Genomic DNA, 18,402 nt, shown 5'->3' on the forward strand with positions numbered 1-18,402 from the left:
GTAGCTCAGCTGGTTAGAGCACCACCTTGACATGGTGGGGGTCGGTGGTTCGAATCCACTCGGTCGTACCAACTTCTAGTTTTACTAGAACGCAATATGCGCCTGTAGCTCAGCTGGTTAGAGCACCACCTTGACATGGTGGGGGTCGGTGGTTCGAATCCACTCAGACGCACCATCTTCTTTTGAAGATACAGTACGACCGTAGCTCAGCTGGTTAGAGCACCACCTTGACATGGTGGGGGTCGGTGGTTCGAATCCACTCGGTCGTACCAACTTCTTACTTAACCACTAAGAAGAACAAAATTTGGGTCCGTAGCTCAGTTGGTTAGAGTACTACCTTGACATGGTAGGGGTCGGCGATTCGAATTCGCCCGGACCCACCAAATTCCAGTAAACGCACTACCTCATTTGAGGATCCCAAGCGTTTATTCGGGCGATTAGCTCAGTTGGGAGAGCACCTCCCTTACAAGGAGGGGGTCACTGGTTCGAGCCCGGTATCGCCCACCACTTTCTTTTCGTAAGAAGCAAAAGCCTGCTCATTGAGCAGGCTTTTTTGCGTTAGGATTCTCTACCCTTCCAGTATTTCAATGCCTTAATTGCATTAAATATGCAATATTAGTCACTGACTATAATCGATTTTAATGCTTAAAATGGCAGATGGGAATTATGCCCTTCTTCTACAGGGATTGTAGGTAAATGAATCATCTTTTAAATGTTACAAGTTCACTCCTTGCTTCTACTTACCGATGTTGGCACGGGACAGTTGCAGATAAGAAAACCGAGCAGCCAGAGCAAACACTGATGCTGTTTGACCAAGAGAATGATGCCGAATGCCGACAGGTACGCGAAGCACTAACCCAGCTAAACTTAGATATTCTCATTGTACCCTGCCCAAAGGGCGGTAAAAATTTAGCGTCACTACAATCCGAATACGGTGATATTCGCCTTCCTCTTTTTGTCGATAACAACCAATCAAAAGCGATGTATGGGGCGGAGTCAATACTCACCTATTTAAACCGCTACTACGGCAAAGTAAGCGTGTCGACGTCTTTACTGGGAAAAGTGACCAACCAACTGAGTTCAACCATGGCGACAACAGTACGATTGAGGTCAGGGGTTAACGCTCGCCCCTCTTATCAACCTGAGCTTCCACTAATTTTATATAGTTTTGAATCAAGTCCATTCGCAAGACTAGTTCGTGAAAAACTCTGCGTACTGGAACTAACTTATATTTTGATTAATATTGGCAAGCAGCAGATCTCCGACATGGGGCCGGCCAACATGCGATGGAGCCTAAAACCTTATCATCCCCTTGCTAATACCAAACGGGATGAATTCTTTAAGCTATACGGCAACGTACAGGTCCCCTTCTTGATGGATCCCAACACCAATAAGGCCATGTTCGAGTCGAAAGACATTGTAGGGTATCTTGAACAGACATATGAGCGATAATAAAGAAGCCGTGAAGTTCCCTTCACGGCCTCATTGAAATAACTGGATTAAAGCTTCTCATGGACAGTGGTTTGCTTGCTACTGTGCCTTTTTCAATTTTTGCTCAGTTACCGGTTTTTCCTTTTTGTCATCGGTCTTCGCTTTCGGGGTAAACTCGACGACATGCTGGGTTTCTGCCGGGAATGTCGTACCAAAGAACTTACCACCGCGATCAATACTCAAGTTATCACAGTAAATGCTGCCTGATACGACACCTTTATCCAAAATCTCGATGGAATTAGCATGGCAGATACCTTCTACCTGACCATTAACGATAATCTTATCAGCCCACACCTCTCCTTTGATTCGGCCAGTGCGGCTGACAACCAGGCTTTTTTCCAGCTTCATTGTGCCATCAATTATCCCGTCAACCTGCATATCACAACTTAGTTTGAGTTCGCCTTGGATGTCACATCCCGCTGCGATGACAGTTGTAATTGTTTGCTGACCTGCTGCTCCACTTTCTTTATTAAAGATGCCCATTGAATATTTCTCTCTTTTTCAAAAATATGTTCAAAGTTATCCAAGCTCCAATCGACGAACGGCCGAGGGTTCAATGCCCGTCCAACGAAGCGTATTTCGTAATGCAAATGCGGCCCGGATGACAAACCTGAATTACCGGAGTACGCAATAAGATCACCTTTATTAACGAATTCACCGGACTTCACAGCAAATTTGTGTAAATGGGAATAAGACGACGAAAAACCAAAAGTATGCTGAAGGCGAAGGAAGTTACCTGAACCTTCATTACTCGGACGTATTGTTTCGACTACCCCGTCAGCCGGTGCATAAATCGGCGTGCCGGTATTAACCGCAAAATCCAACCCGCGGTGCAGCGTTCTTCGACCCGTGATAGGGTGAGTCCGATAACCATATTGAGAGGACTGCCTCACATTTCCCACCGGGGACCCATTAGGTAACCCCTCGAGAATGGTAACCCGGACGGCTGAATTGATGGCTGCAACATCCAAACGCTGTTCAATTTCTTTGGCTTCAACAGTCACATCAACACCTAACAAGGTTTCGAGTTCGCGAAGCCTATCCGAAACCCCACTCAAACGATTTTCACGAGCATCCAAATCCGCTTCGAGGTCAAATTTTAGCGTGTTCAGTTGATCAAGCTCTTCAGTCAACGATGATGACCGGGCTTCCAATTCCATTTGTTTATATTTCGCATCATCGGCTTCAGATTTTAAATACATCATCCAACCAACCGTCGTCACAGTAATCGTCACAACAGTAATGGCCAACCAACGCAGGTTACGTTGAGCCATATTACTCAGTTGAAAATGTTTTGACCCGTGGATCGAGGAAACCGATATCGTGATTTGTTCCTTCATAGAGAGACCGCTTTTGATAAATCACTTTTTTTGTAAGCGACCGACGTACTATTTTTATTAAGCGACTCAGTTCAAATTCTTCAAATTAACATTCGAGCCGTTTATTGTTAGTATGCAATTGACTGTTGTTAAAGCGCTTTTGGTTACCCATTTTTAACAATGTATACTAATAATTTGATTACTAGGGACGGTAACAGATGACATCAATCAAGGCACTTTTTCGGCGTAAACCTTGGATAATCTCCGCATTGATTTTGTTCGGATTAAGCCTTTGGTTGTTCAGTGGCCACCAGCTCCATCCCGATGAAACACCTGAATCCCAAGCAGCAAAAGACAATGCATCCACTCCACCGCCATTGGCCAAGGTGGTCACCGAACAGTTTACGGTGCAGCCTGTCACTCGTACTCTTTCGCTATACGGGCGTACTGCCCCTAACCGCAAGGCCACCCTAGGTGCAGAAGTTGCCGGAAAAGTTGATAATTTATTAATACGTAAAGGACAACGTGTTAAAACCGGTCAACCCCTGATCCAACTCGATAAGGCAGACCGAGAGCTTCAACTTGCTCGTGCTAATGCCATTCTTAAAGTCAGAAATCAGGAATTCAATGCGTCAAAATCACTGAAAAAGCGTGGCCTGCAGGGCGAAGTGGCCTTTAGTCAGGCCGAAGCCAACCTGATTGAAGCCAAAGCACAAGTCAGAAGCTTGGAACTTGCATTGGCCAATACCGAAATCTATGCTCCTTTCGATGGCGTCATTGAGCTGCTCTATATTGAAAAAGGCGACTACTTAGGTGTTGGTGATCCCATCATTTCAATTGTTGATTTAGACCCGCTGGTGATCAGCGCCGATGTCAGCGAGCGTCACATCGATAAAATCTACAAAAGCCAGCAGGCTGAAGTCAAACTGGTTACCGGTTTTGCCGCAACAGGTACCCTCAGTTTTCGCGGTGCAGTTGCCAGCGAGTCAACCAATACCTACCCTATCGAGGTAGAGATCAGTAATCCAGATATGACACTGACGGCTGGTTCCAGTGCCAACCTCGAATTGATTTTAGCGACCGAGCCTGCAATCAAAATTACACCTTCCATGCTGGCGCTGGATGAAGCTGGTAACCTTGGGATCAAAACCTTGGCTGCTGACGATAAAGTACATTTCGTGCCTATTTCAATCGTCAAAGTTGAGCCTGATGGTGTCTGGCTTGGCGGTACTGAGAATACCGTAGAAGTCATCACTACAGGCCAAGGATTTGTCAGGGATGGCGATACTGTCATACCTGTTCGACACAATTCAGTTGACCTTGGCGGGAGTGAATAATGTTTGCCATTATTGACGCAGCGATAAATCGCTCACGCACCATGCTCACCTTGCTCGTTCTGATCTTATTGGCAGGAGTCATCACATACCGAATCATTCCTAAAGAGTCCAACCCGGATATCACGATTCCAGTTATTTACGTCTCTGTCGGCCATCAGGGGATTAGTCCTGTTGATGCAGAACGCCTGTTAGTGAGGCCACTGGAAAAAGAGCTACGCTCTATCGAAGGGGTCAAGGAAATGAGCGCCATCGCCTCTGAAGGCCATGCCTCAGTAACCCTTGAGTTTATTGTGGGCTCAGATATCAATGTTGCCCTGACGGATGTTCGCGAGGCGGTTGATCTCGCTAAAACCAGACTGCCCGACGATGCCGACGAACCGACGGTTAATGAAGTGACTCTAGCCAGCTATGAACCCGTGCTATCACTGGTACTCTACGGCACCGTACCAGAGCGGACCACGATTCAGATTGCACGTGAACTGCAAGACAAGTTGGAAAGTTTCAAGCAAGTCCTTGAGGTAGATATCGCCGGGGATCGGGAAGATGTTGTTGAAGTGATTGTCGAACCACTATTGATGGAGAGCTACGGCCTTGACCAAGAAGATGTCTTTAACTTGGTTGCCCGTAATAACCGCGTGGTAGCAGCAGGGTTTGTCGATACCGGATATGGTCGATTTTCGGTCAAGGTTCCTTCAGTATTCGATTCGTTGAAAGATATTCTTGAACTGCCGATAAAGGTGGATGGCAACAAAGTCGTGACCTTCAGCGATGTCGCCACAATACGCCGTGCTTATCGTGATCCTGACAGCTTTGCTCGCCTCAATGGTGATACTGCCGTCGTGCTTGATGTCAAAAAACGCGCTGGCGAAAATATCATCGAGACCGTCAGCGTCGTCAAGGCGGTTGTCGAGGAAGCAAAGAAAAGGGATGAGTGGCCGGATAACCTGTTGGTGGAGTATACCCTCGACCAATCTGAAGATGTCAACACCATGCTCAACGATCTTCAGAACAACATTATGTCGGCCATTATCTTGGTTGTCATTGTGATTTTGGCCATTTTAGGGACTCGTACCGCCTTCTTAGTCGGTGTGTCTATTCCCGGCGCTTTCCTTACCGGTTTATTAATGCTGGCCGTTAGCGGCATCACAGTTAACATGATAGTCCTCTTTGCGCTTATTATGGCTGTCGGCATGCTGGTAGACGGTGCCATTGTCGTCACCGAATATGCTGACCGAAAAATGCAGGAGGGAACCGGACGCAGGCAAGCTTACCGAGAAGCCGCCAAGCGCATGGCCTGGCCAATTACCGCCTCGACCGCCACTACCCTCGCCGCTTTTGCGCCATTGCTATTTTGGCCAGATACTACCGGGGAGTTCATGCGTTACTTACCACTGACTTTGATTGCGACCTTATCGGCATCATTATTGATGGCACTACTCTTCGTACCGGTTTTGGGGAGCGTTGTCGGTAAACCGCAGTACACCACAAAGGCTGAACAACAACGGAAAATCGCCCTAGAAAAAGGCGACTTTAGCCAAGCAAAAGGGCTCACCAAGCTTTACCTTTCGAGCTTGGCCATCGCCATTAAACACCCAATTAAAATACTAATTGCCGCCTTTCTTTTTGCCATTGCTGTTGGTGTTGCCTATAGCAAGGCCGGGTTAGGTGTCGTCTTCTTTCCTGAGGTTGATCCACCCCACTTTACCATCAAAGCTCGCTCCCATGGTGACTTGTCTATCTATGAAAAAGATGTGCTAATGAGCCAAATAGAGCAGCGAATTATGGGTACCGAGGGGATTAAAAGTGTCTATACCCGAACGGGAGGCAGCAATGAAATCGGCCAAATCCAGCTCAACCCGATGGATTGGCAAGACCGCCGCCCCATCAAAGACATCATTGCTGAAATGCGGGAAAAAACAGCCGATATTGCCGGTATAGAGCTCGAGTTCAAATTTCCGCAAGCCGGTCCGCCTAGCGAGCATGATGTCATCATTGAAGTGTCCGGTAACAATACCGACGACATGAATGATGCTGTTCGCCAAGTCCGTTACTGGCTTGAGTCGCACCAAGCTTTCACCAATATCTCTGATTCTGCGGATAAAGAGGGTATAGACTGGGAAATCAATATCAATCGTGATGACGCCGCCCGCTTTGGCGGGGACGCAACCTTGGTGGGTAATACTGTTCAGTTTGTCACAAACGGGCTCAAAATCGGTGACTTCCTGCCCGATGACACCGATGAAGAAGTCGATATTCTTGTTCGATACCCAGTAGACAAGCGTGATATTGGCCGCTTTGATGAACTGAGGGTCAAAACACGGTATGGTATGGTTCCAATTACCAACTTTGCCAGTATTACTCCCTCTCCGAAACAAGGCACCATCAACCGCCTTGATGGCAAGCGAGTCATTGAAGTTATGGCCGATATGGCAACGGGTTACAACTTAAGCTTACAATTGCCCGTCATTAACTCGGCTATCGCAGAAATGTCCCTCGCCAAGGGAACACAGGTTATCGTTAGAGGTCAGAATGAAGATCAAGAGAAGTCTTCTGCCTTCCTACAAAATGCCTTTTTGGTCGCCCTTGCAGTGATGGGACTGATATTGGTTACCCAGTTCAATAGCTTCTATCAAGCACTGCTGATACTTAGCGCAGTCTTGTTTTCCACTGTTGGTGTCTTCCTTGGGCTACTTATTTTCCAACGCCCCTTTGGCATCATTATGTCAGGTATCGGAGTCATTTCATTAGCGGGAATTGTGGTCAACAACAATATCGTACTGATTGATACTTATAACCAGTTGCGTCATAGCGGATTGGATAAAATCACCGCCATCATGCACACTGGCGCACAACGTTTACGCCCTGTAATGCTAACCACAATTACCACTATTTTAGGCCTGTTGCCTATGGTGCTTGAAATGAACATTGACTTAATTAACCGATTAGTCGAGTTTGGTGCTCCTAGCACTCAGTGGTGGTCACAGTTAGCAACGGCTGTCTCTGGGGGCCTTGCCTTTGCCACTTTATTGACATTGATACTCACCCCATGCCTGCTCATGCTAGGGAGAGACCATAAACAACGGTTAGATGAACGCGACGCAATAGCACCGCAAAAAGACGGCCAATCCCAAATGGTTGATCCCGAAGATGTGGTTGAGAAACATTTAGGTAACGTTTTTTCTCCACCACCAATGCCAGTAACAAGTGCAACGTCTAACGAGTTAGATAGGCATAGCTAAGTGCAGTGAACCGCTTAAGAGAATAAGAAAGCCGCCAGCTTGGCGGCTTTCGGAGAACGCTCTCTAACCTAATGCCCACTTAATTGCAGCAGCAAGCAAACTAACAGCCAAGATGCCACCAAGGTAAAGCACCACAAACCACAACCATCTTTTGAAGCACGGATTGATCATTAGTGGTACCCCTCATCTTCTTTCAGCTTGCCTCTGAATACCCAGTATGAATAAGCCGTGTAAGCAATGATCAATGGCAACAAGAACACTGCGCCACTGAGCAAGAATTTCAAACTGGTATCTGGCGCTGCGGCATCAGCATATGTTATGGCATGAGGAACAATGTATGGATAAGTACTGACTCCAAACCCTAGGAATGCCAAGAAGAACAAACCAAGCACCACCAAGTAAGCCTGCACGGGCTTATGCTCCATTAAGTCTTTAAATAATAAATAAACCAGAAAGGCTGAACAGCCTGGTATCAATAAAAATAGCAGTGCTTGAGGGAAACTAAACCACCGGTCAGCTATAACTTCGTTGCCCAATGGTAGCCATAAACTGAGGATCCCAACCATCACGACCATGATCAGCGCACACCGCTTGGCAATCACATAAAATCGCTGATACATGCCTTCTGGCATCTTTATCAGCAACCAGCATGCGCCCAACAAGGTATATGCCGCAATGGTGACAAAACCACAATACACACTGAACGGTGTAAACCAGTCGAACCAGCCACCGCTATATGCACGGCCTGTAACTTCAACCCCTTGAAGCAACGTACCGAGGATCATTCCCTGGGTAAATGTCGCAATCAGCGAGCCGAGGAAAAACGAACTGTCCCACAAGAACTGACCGCGCTTGGTTCTAAAACGGTATTCAAAGGCGACACCTCTGAAAATCAAACCGAGCAACATCATGATGAGCGGCGCATACAAAGCTGGCATTGCTACCGCATAAGCCAAAGGAAATACCGCAAAAAGACCACCACCGCCAAGGACAAGCCAAGTCTCATTGCCATCCCAAACCGGGGCGATGCTGTTCATCATCAAATCCCGCTCTTTGGTGGACTCTGCAGAGATAAACAGAATACCGATACCTAAATCGAAACCATCAAGGATGACATAAGCAAATACAGCAAATGCAATGAGGATGTACCAAATTAATGCGTAATCCATAACCGAACCCTCACATATTCAATTTGTTAGAAGCAGCCAATGATTGCTTCTCGTTGTCTTCATCCCCAACATCAGGAAGGCTCGCTGTAGGCGGTAGAACATACTTGGTCGGAGGTTTGCGCATTAAGCGAAGTAAGTAAAAAATACCGGCGCCAAATACCGAGAAGTAAACCACCACAAACGCAGCGACAGAAACACTAACCGCCGCCGCATTCACAGGAGAAATAGAATCAGCTGTTCTTAGCAGACCATAAACTGTATAAGGCTGCCGCCCCACCTCAGTGGTTATCCAACCACACAGCAAGGCAATAAACCCTGTTGGTGCCATCGCGACACAACAACGATGGAACAAGGTATGGTAATAGAGCTCTCCTTTTTTGCGTAGCCACAAGCTGTAAAGCCCTATCGCCAACATCATAAAGCCTAAGCCAACCATGATCCTAAAGCTCCAGAACACAATAGAAACTGGTGGGTGCTCATCGTCTGGAAAAGCATCCAACCCTTTCACTTCACCATTCCATTCATGGGTTAATATCAGGCTACCCAAATGTGGGATAGCAACCTTGTAATCAACTTCTTTCGTTTCTTCGTTAGGTAATCCAAACAAAATCAATGGCGCGCCTTGCTGGGTTTCAAAATGCCCTTCCATTGCCGCCACTTTTGCCGGCTGATGTTCTAACGTATTCAAACCGTGCAAATCACCCACCACAATCTGGATCGGTGTGACGATTGCCGCCATCCATAACGCCATGGAAAACATGGTTCTCGCTAAATGATTATTCTGCGAACGCAGTAGATGGTATGCGCCTACACCGCCGACCACAAAAGCCGTCGTCAAGAAAGCAGCAAGAACCATGTGTACAAGCCGGTATGGGAACGACGGATTAAACACCACCGCCCACCAATCTTCGGGAATGAACTGCCCAAGTTCATTCATTGAATATCCGGCAGGTGTCTGCATCCAACTGTTGACAGAAAGGATCCAAAACGCCGACATCAAGGTTCCGATAGCCACAATCACTGTCGCCATAAAATGCAGTTTCTTGCCGACCCGGTTCATACCGAACAACATGACACCCAAGAAACCCGCTTCCAGGAAAAATGCAGTGAAAACCTCATAACCCATGAGTGGCCCAAGAATTGGGCCGGTTTTATCGGAAAAGACACTCCAATTGGTGCCAAATTGGTAGCTCATGACGATACCGCTAACAACCCCCATCCCGAAACTGATAGCAAAAATTTTTATCCAGTATTGATACAGCTCGATATATTTGTGTTTACCGGTCTTGAGGTACAACCCTTCTAATACAGCAAGGTAACTGGCGAGTCCGATAGTAAAAGCAGGAAAAATAATATGGAACGAGACTGTGAACGCAAACTGAAATCTAGCGAGATCGACCGCGAGTTCATTCATGGATTCTCCTTAGTACCTATTCTGAAAGCTTGTTACCGAATAAGCAGGGCTACGGAAATAATGAAAATAATGCCTTTTGTTTTACGCGTTGCTTAACAGTATGGTTCATCTTGCTCAGCACGTAAGGTGCGTTATAGTTAGATCATTGCTAATCGAATTTGCCACTCAGCCCGTAGCAGTAGTTATGCTGGCATCCACCTTGCCAGCTATTCGTGAGGGCTAAACAATGAGTCTAAAATCGACACTAGAGAAACTTGAACACGTCTTTGAGCCAGGAGGCAAATACCAAAAGTGGTTCCCGCTCTATGAAGCATTCGCAACCTTGCTTTACACACCGGGACAAGTGACCCAACGATCTACCCATGTCAAAGACAGTATCGACCTCAAGCGGATCATGATTATGGTCTGGCTGGCTGTTTTTCCTGCCATGTTCTGGGGGATGTACAATGTGGGGCAACAAACTGTTATTGCCCTCAACAGCTTATATACTCAGCAAGAGATCCAGCAACTGATCAGTGAGAATTGGCAGTACTCCGCGACACTTGCTCTCGGTGGCAGTCTTGCCGATTCTGCCGGTTGGGCCAGTAATATGCTTCTTGGGGCATTCTACTTTTTACCACTCTATATCATTGTGTTCATTGTTGGTGGCTTCTGGGAAGTCTTGTTTGCCATCGTGCGAAAGCATGAAATCAACGAGGGCTTCTTTGTCTCTTCCATCTTATTCGCTCTCATCTTGCCACCAACGTTACCCTTGTGGCAGGCCGCACTGGGGATCACGTTCGGGATAGTTGTCGCCAAGGAAGTGTTCGGCGGCACAGGCCGAAACTTTCTTAACCCTGCACTAGCTGGTCGAGCATTCTTGTATTTTGCGTATCCGGCTGAGATCTCCGGGGGGATGGTCTGGACCGCAGCAGATGGTTACACCGGAGCAACCGCATTGAGCCAATGGGCCGAGAGTGGTTCAACCGCAATGGTGCACAATGCAACAGGGGAAGCGATCACTTGGATGGATGCGTTTGTCGGCAATATTCCAGGCTCCATTGGTGAGGTTTCTACTCTGTTCCTACTACTTGGTGGCTTGATGATCATGCTGATGGGGATTGCTTCTTGGCGCATAGTCACCGGGGTTATGGTGGGGATGATAGTCACCGCAACACTACTCAATCTTGTTGGCTCTGATACCAACCCCATGTTTGACATGCCGTTCTGGTGGCATCTGGTATTGGGTGGCTTCGCATTCGGGATGTTTTTCATGGCCACCGACCCCGTTTCGGCAGCATTTACCAACAATGGTAAATGGGCATACGGGATCCTCATCGGTGTCATGACGGTGTTTATCCGAGTTGTAAACCCCGCCTACCCAGAAGGCATCATGTTAGCCATTTTGTTTGCCAACCTGTTTGCCCCGTTGTTTGATAATTTGGTTTCTCGATCCAATGCCAAACGACGATTGAGTCGCCATAATTAGCACACTGCTAAGCTTGAATTGCTGTCATATTGTCTTCCCCTAGCAATGCATTGATAGGTGAAAGGCTTTAAGCCAGGCAATCAACAAAGATCATGGGTTCCTGATAGCGGACAGGGACCCCCTCTTCGATCAAGTCGTCAATGACATCATCGGCCATTTCTACAAACGACTCACTGAGTAAATCGCAAATCGCTTCACCACCTTGAGTGATTGCCAACGCAGAGAACCAGAGTTTCAATTGAATAGATCGCTGTGCCAACTTTCGGAACAAGTCATCACAATCCGTTCGGGCAATATTGATAATTAACTCGCACAAGCAAGTCGCAAGCCCTAGTTCCCGAAACGCCTTTTTCACATAAATACTATGCAAGGTCAGTTCATAGAACAACTCGGTCGATTTACGTGGATTTTTATAGTCTTCCAAACATCGGCTAAATGTTGCCACTGCAACAATTTCACCTTGGGCATAAACTTCCAAGGCAACATCGCTCACGTCATCAGACTGGCGATTATGCTGTTGATTATTTAATGAGGCTGTCATCTGATTTTCTTCAATCACAGCCTGTACCTGATGATAATCATCATCTAAGCAATTAACCTCTTTTGTTAACTGAGACAAAGGTTTAATCGCTAACTGCCAATCTTGTTTTGGTAACGATGGCGTAATACCTAGCATCGCTAATTCAGCCGTAGTAAGTAGCGCTAAGTTCAAGGGGTCAGGATGGGGAGGTGAAGATGAGCCGCGTAAAAATTCCATGTGAAAACTCCCTGACATTTTTCAAAACCGGATTGTACCAAAACACCTTCAAACCACGTCTCTTCAATTAAATATCTGTGATCCACATTTCACTATGTAGGCGTAGAGTGGCACATATTTCAACAATATCGTCTCAGGCTTGATTCAGCATTAACTCGAAATAAATAGGGAAAGAACTAAAAGAGAAAAAATCGACGTCTTCCATGATTACGTCACATCCAACAGTGCTTTGATGAAATCTAAAGAAAGGGTAATAAAAACCACCCCCAGCTGATTACAAGTTTGAAACAAAATATACACGTACACCATAGACAGAAACTCACTTTCGCTTTTAAGCCAGCATTTGACATGTGAGGTTGATAGCAATTTTTGACAATTATTTCACGGAAAATTTATTCTATTTTTATCAAAACCTATACCGCATATAGCAATATAAATATGAAGTACATTTTAATTATTGGATAAATAATCATAATAAGCTTACAACCATAAAAATTTATCTAATAAAGATAACAATAAAACCGGATAATTATCACAGTTAGAAATACATAATTCTCTTAACCTATTTTCATGCTTTAACCAAAGTAAACCACAAAAAATAAAACAAAGAATATTTAATGGAGATACGATCATGCGCATAGTTCTAGCACTCGGCGGTAATGCTCTATTGGCTCGTGGCCAAGCCCTAACAGCAGAAAATCAGAGAATCAATATTCAAAAAGCAGCAGCCAGCATTGCTGCTATTGCCACCGATAATGAAGTCGTCATCGTACATGGTAACGGCCCTCAGGTTGGCCTACTAATGGAACAAAACAGCGCTTATCAAGAGTATTCCCCAGAAACGACCCCTTACCCTATGGATGTTCTAGGCTCTCAAACCTGCGGCATGGTAGGTTACATGCTTCAGCAAGAGCTACGTAATATCGATGCCAACTTATCTGTCGCGACGCTAGTTACACAGACCGAAGTCAGCAAAGATGATCCAGCTTTTGCAAACCCAACGAAGTTTGTCGGCCCGGTTTACACCGAAGAAAGCGCCAAAGAGATCATGGCTGTTAGTAACAAGCAATTCAAAGCCGACGGCCAATACTTCCGCCGTGTTGTGCCATCGCCAATGCCGAAAGCCATTATCGAGCAACAGCAAATTGAAACCTTGCTAACAAGCGGTAATGTGGTTATCGCTTGCGGTGGCGGCGGCGTGCCAGTGTGCCGTGAAGAAGGACGAATGGAAGGCGTAGAGTGTGTTATCGACAAAGATCTAACCGCTGAACTGCTGGCTGAAACCATCAATGCTGACTTGTTTGTCATTTTAACCGACGGGTCAATTTACCGTAATTACGGTAAAGAAGATCAAGCTGAGATGAAAGTTGCTACACCTGAAGGCCTGTCTCACTTCAACTTTCCAGCAGGCTCTATGAGTCCCAAAGTGGATGCTGTGTGTCAGTTCGTCAACAGCGGCCGTGGTAATGCCGCTATCGGATCTCTGTTCGAGCTTGATAAGATCTTAACCAACGAAGCTGGTACCTTGGTCAAAGCAGGCGAAGGCATCGAGTACTACTAAACTGAACCGCGTATAAGTCTTATAAACTAAGCCTCTGATGAGGCTTAGTTTATATTAGGCATTAATAATTTCACCTGCGAGCCACTACCTTATCGACGAACCATGCTTCTCGCATTGGCGGCAACGATGAGGCGGTTTACCAACACTTTTTTCTTAGTCTCGGACACCGATTGCAACTCCCTGACAATACGGCTTATCTCACCATCTAGATATTTGGCATTTTTGGTTTTCACCATCGCCCTGATCACTTTCTCTGCGTTATCCGGTAAAGGTTGCTGCATTGCCCATTTGTAGCTGTAATCACCACTACCATCCGACCCCGTAGCGGTTTTCTTACTGCCATCAATACTCACCGCTTTCGCTACAAGCTTATTTTTAACTTTTTTTATCGGAGGCTCAACAACATCCTGTTCACGCCCCATACGGCGGCAGTATTCTTCAGCAACAGGGCTTGAGTAATACGGCAACTCACCTTGCTGATACAGTTTTGATCCCAAATCCTGTGCTATGTTTATTTTTCCTTCCAATACAAAACGGCTGGCATTGGTCGTTTTCACTGTGGGTTTATCTGGTGTGGTGTAATAGACAAAGGCCTTTTCTTTTGCTCGGGTCAATGCCACATAGGCCAATCGACGCTCTTCTTCCAGATCCGCGCCCACAGTACCGGACGCACGATTAACATAGGGAAAAGCCTCTTTGTCCCAAAAAGGCAGGTGAACATGATGGTATTCACACCCCTTGGCACGAAAAATAGTTGTTAGCTGAATACTATCTTGCTCTTCATTTTCTGAAGCACGTGTCTTTGTATTATCGCTTTTCTGACCTGATTGTTGAGTGTAATACTCAAAGTACTGCAACGCTTTTTCACAGGTCTGATCCATCGCTTCCAGTACGGTTGCCACACTGTCCAACCGCTCAACCGCTTCCTCAATTTCTGATGCGGTTGCTTCTGTCTTCCAGATCCAACTATCCAATCCACTTTCACTACGATACTGCTTGTAGACTTGTGACGCTTTGAAGCTCCCCTTACGCATGAACCTTTGCAACAACTCTACACGCTCGATCAAATTATCCAGCTTGAGTGTCGCATTGGCCTTTTCATAACGCCCTATGAACGTTAGCCACTGTGAAGGCTCCATGCCTGCCAATTGCTCGCACAGAGGCTTCAATGATTTGTTAGGTACGTAACAATGCGGAAAACACATCAGACTAAACAGCAAGCCAGACTTTTGCGCCACAGAGAGATCAGTGAAGCGTGGAGTGACTAAGGTGGCCAACTCCATCAGTAACTTTACTTCTCGGCTATGGGCCAGCACAGAAGGCACAGGCATGTGATAAGGCAGTTGCTTACTCAGAAAAGCCAGCTCAAACAACAAGGTTTGCGACCAGCGTCGTACCAAAATTGCCACGTCGGAAGGCTGACCACCATCCGCTAGGAACTTTCCTATTGTATTGGCAATTTCACCGACCTGTCGGGAAGAGCCGCACTCTATGACTTGAGTATCAGAAACGCCTTCTCCCGAAACCGTCAAAAACTCACTGAAGCGCTCTTTGTTATTGGCAATCAAATGGCTTGCTGCCAACGCGAGACTATGACCAAAGCGAAATGTTTGTGACAGGGTGTAAGTCTTCGCAGGGGCAAAATCCTGTTCAAAGTTGAGCATAAACTGCGGCGCACTGCCCCGCCATTTATAGATGCACTGGTCAACATCGCCAACCGCCAGCAACTGGGTTTGCGGCCCCAACAACTGTTTCAGCAAACGGTACTGGGCAGTATTAATATCCTGGAACTCATCGACCACCACCAGCTTGCAATGCTGATGAAAGTGTTCACGAATCGCATCATCACTTTCGAGCAGCTTGACCGTTTCCACCAGCCAATCATCAAAAAACAACAAGCGCTGTTTTTTTCTCAGTGTTTCAAACTGCTCATAAGCGTCAATAATAAACAGGTAGTCACGGTTGATTTCAGCCAGCCTGAAAACTTCATGCGGCGATAGCATGTAGGCTTTGACCAAACCAATAAAACTCAGCAGTAACTCAATGGTTTTCGGATCTTTGATCATCTGCTGACGCTGGTAGGTCTTTTCCAGTCCAGAAAGCTCCCTTAAGATAGCCTTCACCAGCGCCTTATCACTTTCTCCGCTTTGAAAGTTGACCCGATACCCGGTATTGCGGATAAAACCGGTTTGGTTAAGAAACTTCAGGCAAAAACTGTGAAAGGTATGTACCGGTGCCTGCGCTTGGATGCCGTTATCGCGCAATTTGGTCTGAAAATCAGTGCGAATATCGCGGTTGAACATCAACACCAGCATTTCTTGGGCCGGTATTGTCGCCATTTTCTGCTCGATTAACCCCACCAAGGTGGTGGTCTTGCCCGTCCCGGCACCGGCAATACAAAGGGCATTCCCGCTTTGATGATGAATAAATGCCGATTGTTCACTGGTATAACGGGTCATGATGGGCCTTGCATCGAAAAATGGAGACTGATTTTGCCATACTTATGCCCTGTCTCCTGAATAAAATATGACCACTTGAAATCGCTTCACAAAAATTCACTCTTAGAATGAAAAATAAATTTGCGCAAACGTTTGCTTTTCTAGCTGAAAGGCCACCCGAGTTCTGTTATTATCGCCCCCATTATAGGTCTTAAGACCTTGGCATGAACAACTATTCTTGTCATGTCACTACGGTTTACCTTCGTTTAACTTTTGAAATAGGAATTCGCCATGAGCCTTGCTGATCAAGTTCTCGCTGTAAATGATGACCTGCCAATCCGAACTGATAAACCCGTTCATAGCGGTAAAGTTCGTTCCGTCTACTGGTTAACCGAAGAAGATAGCCGTCGCTTGATAAAAGAGAAAGGCTACAACGTTCAACCTGATGCGCCACTGGCAATCATGGTGATCAGTGATCGCATTTCTGCATTTGACTGCATCTGGCACGCAGAAGGCGGCCTGAAAGGTGTACCGGGGAAAGGTGCGGCTCTTAATGCTATTTCTAACCATTGGTTCAAATTGTTCCGCGAAAATGGTCTGGCCGACAGCCACATCCTTGATATCCCCCACCCGTTTGTGTGGATTGTACAAAAAGCCAAACCTGTTATGGTCGAGGCAATTTGCCGCCAGTACATTACCGGTTCTATGTGGCGTGCATACAGCCAAGGCGAACGCAACTTCTGTGGTATCGAACTGCCAAAAGGACTAGAGAAGGATCAGAAACTACCTGAGCTACTGATGACACCATCAACTAAGGGCATTCTTACCGGTATTCCGGGCGTGCCTGAAGTCGACGATGTCAACGTCACCCGTTCTGATCTTATGAACAATTTCGAAGCATTCAACTTCCGCAGCACCGATGACATCAGTCGCTATGAGCAACTACTCAAGGAAGGTTTTGATGTGATCAGCAAAGAGCTGGCCTCGCTGGATCAAATCTTCGTCGATACCAAATTTGAATTTGGTTACGTGACAGATGCCGAAGGTAAAGAAAAGCTGATTTACATGGATGAAGTTGGTACACCGGATTCTTCCCGTATTTGGGATGGTGAAGCATACCGCAACGGTGAAATCGTTGAGAACTCGAAAGAAGGCTTCCGCCAGATGTTGCTCAACCACTTCCCAGATCCAGACATCATGCTAAACAAAGATCGTATGGACGAGCGTTTCGCCCTCGCCCGCGACAACGAACTCCCGGTAGATGCGCTGATGAATTTATCTAAGGTCTACACCGAGATTGCCGAGAAAATCACGGGCCAGAAAATCCAGTTGTCTGAAAACCCGAAGGCTGAAATCGTCTCAGTACTTCGCGAGCAGTACGGTTTGATTGACTAACCATTTGCTACCTCCGCAATGACAAAAGGCAGCCACAAGGCTGCCTTTTTGCGATCATTCGAACCGGAAAAGCTGTCAACTGCGCAACATGTCCCCCGATTAGGCATAAGTAGTGTTAAGAGTGCACTTTAACGTATTTTTTGACCTTCTGAGCGCAGCAAGTTCGGCATACGTGTAAAAACACGACTTGAAGCGTTTGTTATACCAATCTGGATTAGTTATTGGGGGCAGGTCACTATATAACACTAAACTTACTTAAAAGTGACGGCGCCAAGCGTTGTGAATCACTCTTAAATTTCTTGTTAGCTCTGTTTTTCCAACGTACTTTGGAGTTTAGCTATCGTATGCTGACTGTAGACTTTAATACCATTCCGCTCTAACAATGCCGTAGCTACCCCTGAGCCATCGATTTTAATCCCGTTGAATGTACCATCGTAAATCTTTGAACTACCACAAGAAGGGCTACCCTCTGCGAGTACCGCATACTTTATTTGCTGTTTTTGGCAGAGTTCCAAAGCGTTCTCCGCCCCACTTACAAATGGTGTAGTAACATCAATGCCATCATTTCCAACAACGTTCGCCAAACCATCAAGCACATCAACGCCTTTCCCTGTGATTATTTCAGCAGGAGCTCTCGGAGTAGGTAGACCTGCCGACACCTCAGGGCAAAAGACCACTAGATCTACGTTTGATTTAAGCCAGTGCAACTCAGGCTCTGGGATTGATAAACAACTTGCATTGTATCTAACTTTATTTCCAACCAAGCACGAACTAACGAGAACTTTTACCACTGAAACTCCTTTATATACGAGAA

Annotated in this window: 13 protein-coding genes and 4 tRNA genes; 10 read left to right on the plus strand and 7 right to left on the minus strand. The window is 46.2% G+C overall.

Annotated features, from left to right (window positions below; translation table 11 throughout):
• Window positions 1-98: 98 nt before the first annotated feature.
• The 5 genes from ACVA53_RS09735 (at window position 99) to ACVA53_RS09755 (ending at window position 1,452) form a co-directional block, all read left to right on the plus strand.
• Window positions 99-175: transfer RNA gene (locus ACVA53_RS09735), tRNA-Val, on the plus strand.
• Window positions 176-195: 20 nt separating this feature from the next.
• A tRNA-Val gene (locus ACVA53_RS09740) sits at window positions 196-272 on the plus strand.
• A 34-nt stretch (window positions 273-306) separates the two neighbouring features.
• Window positions 307-383 (plus strand) — tRNA-Val (locus ACVA53_RS09745).
• 48 nt (window positions 384-431) lie between these two features.
• Window positions 432-507, plus strand: a tRNA-Val gene (locus ACVA53_RS09750).
• Between the two features lie 189 nt (window positions 508-696).
• A complete protein-coding gene (locus ACVA53_RS09755; RefSeq protein ID WP_446504979.1) occupies window positions 697-1,452 on the plus strand; it encodes a glutathione S-transferase N-terminal domain-containing protein in 756 nt (251 codons plus the stop codon).
• Between the two features lie 78 nt (window positions 1,453-1,530).
• Here ACVA53_RS09755 and ACVA53_RS09760 read toward each other — a convergent pair whose 3' ends face one another.
• Window positions 1,531-1,974 carry a polymer-forming cytoskeletal protein gene (locus tag ACVA53_RS09760; protein ID WP_274126189.1) on the minus strand — a complete coding sequence of 148 codons (444 nt, stop codon included), beginning with the start codon at window positions 1,972-1,974 and terminating at the stop codon, window positions 1,531-1,533.
• Window positions 1,878-2,831, minus strand: coding sequence for a M23 family metallopeptidase (locus ACVA53_RS09765; RefSeq protein WP_255041513.1), 954 nt, complete (start codon window positions 2,829-2,831; stop codon window positions 1,878-1,880). The genes ACVA53_RS09760 and ACVA53_RS09765 overlap by 97 nt, the downstream gene beginning before the upstream one ends.
• Window positions 2,832-3,028: 197 nt before the next feature.
• On the opposite strand from ACVA53_RS09765, the gene ACVA53_RS09770 reads away from it, so the two are divergent.
• Window positions 3,029-4,147 carry an efflux RND transporter periplasmic adaptor subunit gene (locus ACVA53_RS09770; protein ID WP_446504980.1) on the plus strand — a complete coding sequence of 373 codons (1,119 nt, stop codon included), beginning with the start codon at window positions 3,029-3,031 and terminating at the stop codon, window positions 4,145-4,147.
• A complete protein-coding gene (locus tag ACVA53_RS09775) occupies window positions 4,147-7,386 on the plus strand; it encodes an efflux RND transporter permease subunit (RefSeq protein WP_446504981.1) in 3,240 nt (1,079 codons plus the stop codon). The genes ACVA53_RS09770 and ACVA53_RS09775 overlap by 1 nt, the downstream gene beginning before the upstream one ends.
• A 170-nt stretch (window positions 7,387-7,556) precedes the next feature.
• Here ACVA53_RS09775 and cydB read toward each other — a convergent pair whose 3' ends face one another.
• Window positions 7,557-8,555, minus strand: a complete 999-nt coding sequence (cydB, locus tag ACVA53_RS09780) for a cytochrome d ubiquinol oxidase subunit II (protein WP_255041508.1) — start codon at window positions 8,553-8,555, stop codon at window positions 7,557-7,559.
• 10 nt (window positions 8,556-8,565) lie between these two features.
• Window positions 8,566-9,969: a cytochrome ubiquinol oxidase subunit I gene (locus tag ACVA53_RS09785; RefSeq protein ID WP_255041507.1), complete on the minus strand. Its 1,404-nt coding sequence runs from the start codon at window positions 9,967-9,969 to the stop codon at window positions 8,566-8,568.
• A gap of 226 nt (window positions 9,970-10,195) precedes the next feature.
• Between ACVA53_RS09785 and ACVA53_RS09790 the strand changes: the two genes are divergently transcribed.
• On the plus strand, window positions 10,196-11,437 hold the full coding sequence (locus ACVA53_RS09790) for an NADH:ubiquinone reductase (Na(+)-transporting) subunit B (RefSeq protein WP_255041505.1): 1,242 nt from the start codon (window positions 10,196-10,198) through the stop codon (window positions 11,435-11,437).
• A 67-nt stretch (window positions 11,438-11,504) separates the two neighbouring features.
• Here ACVA53_RS09790 and ACVA53_RS09795 read toward each other — a convergent pair whose 3' ends face one another.
• On the minus strand, window positions 11,505-12,194 hold the full coding sequence (locus ACVA53_RS09795) for a GNAT family N-acetyltransferase (RefSeq protein ID WP_255041504.1): 690 nt from the start codon (window positions 12,192-12,194) through the stop codon (window positions 11,505-11,507).
• Between the two features lie 631 nt (window positions 12,195-12,825).
• Here ACVA53_RS09795 and ACVA53_RS09800 point away from each other — a divergent pair.
• A complete protein-coding gene (locus tag ACVA53_RS09800; RefSeq protein WP_255041502.1) occupies window positions 12,826-13,755 on the plus strand; it encodes a carbamate kinase in 930 nt (309 codons plus the stop codon).
• Between the two features lie 89 nt (window positions 13,756-13,844).
• Here the strand turns inward: ACVA53_RS09800 and ACVA53_RS09805 are convergent, their stop codons facing one another.
• Window positions 13,845-16,214 carry an ATP-dependent helicase gene (locus ACVA53_RS09805; RefSeq protein ID WP_255041500.1) on the minus strand — a complete coding sequence of 790 codons (2,370 nt, stop codon included), beginning with the start codon at window positions 16,212-16,214 and terminating at the stop codon, window positions 13,845-13,847.
• Window positions 16,215-16,484: 270 nt separating this feature from the next.
• Between ACVA53_RS09805 and ACVA53_RS09810 the strand changes: the two genes are divergently transcribed.
• Window positions 16,485-17,588 carry a phosphoribosylaminoimidazolesuccinocarboxamide synthase gene (locus ACVA53_RS09810; protein WP_255041498.1) on the plus strand — a complete coding sequence of 368 codons (1,104 nt, stop codon included), beginning with the start codon at window positions 16,485-16,487 and terminating at the stop codon, window positions 17,586-17,588.
• A 302-nt stretch (window positions 17,589-17,890) separates the two neighbouring features.
• Here ACVA53_RS09810 and ACVA53_RS09815 read toward each other — a convergent pair whose 3' ends face one another.
• Entirely contained in the window at window positions 17,891-18,379 is a 489-nt protein-coding gene (locus ACVA53_RS09815; protein ID WP_255041496.1) for a DUF523 domain-containing protein, read from the minus strand.
• Window positions 18,380-18,402: the final 23 nt, after the last annotated feature.

This window comes from Photobacterium sp. DNB23_23_1 (assembly GCF_052873815.1).

What these genes read in the sequence shown, in the direction of transcription:
- ACVA53_RS09755 (WP_446504979.1), top strand. Translation starts at nt 697, where the DNA reads ATGAATCATCTTTTAAATGTTACAAGTTCACTCCTTGCTTCTACTTAC.
- ACVA53_RS09760 (WP_274126189.1), bottom strand. Translation starts at nt 1,974, where the DNA reads ATGGGCATCTTTAATAAAGAAAGTGGAGCAGCAGGTCAGCAAACAATT.
- ACVA53_RS09765 (WP_255041513.1), bottom strand. Translation starts at nt 2,831, where the DNA reads ATGAAGGAACAAATCACGATATCGGTTTCCTCGATCCACGGGTCAAAA.
- ACVA53_RS09770 (WP_446504980.1), top strand. Translation starts at nt 3,029, where the DNA reads ATGACATCAATCAAGGCACTTTTTCGGCGTAAACCTTGGATAATCTCC.
- ACVA53_RS09775 (WP_446504981.1), top strand. Translation starts at nt 4,147, where the DNA reads ATGTTTGCCATTATTGACGCAGCGATAAATCGCTCACGCACCATGCTC.
- cydB (WP_255041508.1), bottom strand. Translation starts at nt 8,555, where the DNA reads ATGGATTACGCATTAATTTGGTACATCCTCATTGCATTTGCTGTATTT.
- ACVA53_RS09785 (WP_255041507.1), bottom strand. Translation starts at nt 9,969, where the DNA reads ATGAATGAACTCGCGGTCGATCTCGCTAGATTTCAGTTTGCGTTCACA.
- ACVA53_RS09790 (WP_255041505.1), top strand. Translation starts at nt 10,196, where the DNA reads ATGAGTCTAAAATCGACACTAGAGAAACTTGAACACGTCTTTGAGCCA.
- ACVA53_RS09795 (WP_255041504.1), bottom strand. Translation starts at nt 12,194, where the DNA reads ATGGAATTTTTACGCGGCTCATCTTCACCTCCCCATCCTGACCCCTTG.
- ACVA53_RS09800 (WP_255041502.1), top strand. Translation starts at nt 12,826, where the DNA reads ATGCGCATAGTTCTAGCACTCGGCGGTAATGCTCTATTGGCTCGTGGC.
- ACVA53_RS09805 (WP_255041500.1), bottom strand. Translation starts at nt 16,214, where the DNA reads ATGACCCGTTATACCAGTGAACAATCGGCATTTATTCATCATCAAAGC.
- ACVA53_RS09810 (WP_255041498.1), top strand. Translation starts at nt 16,485, where the DNA reads ATGAGCCTTGCTGATCAAGTTCTCGCTGTAAATGATGACCTGCCAATC.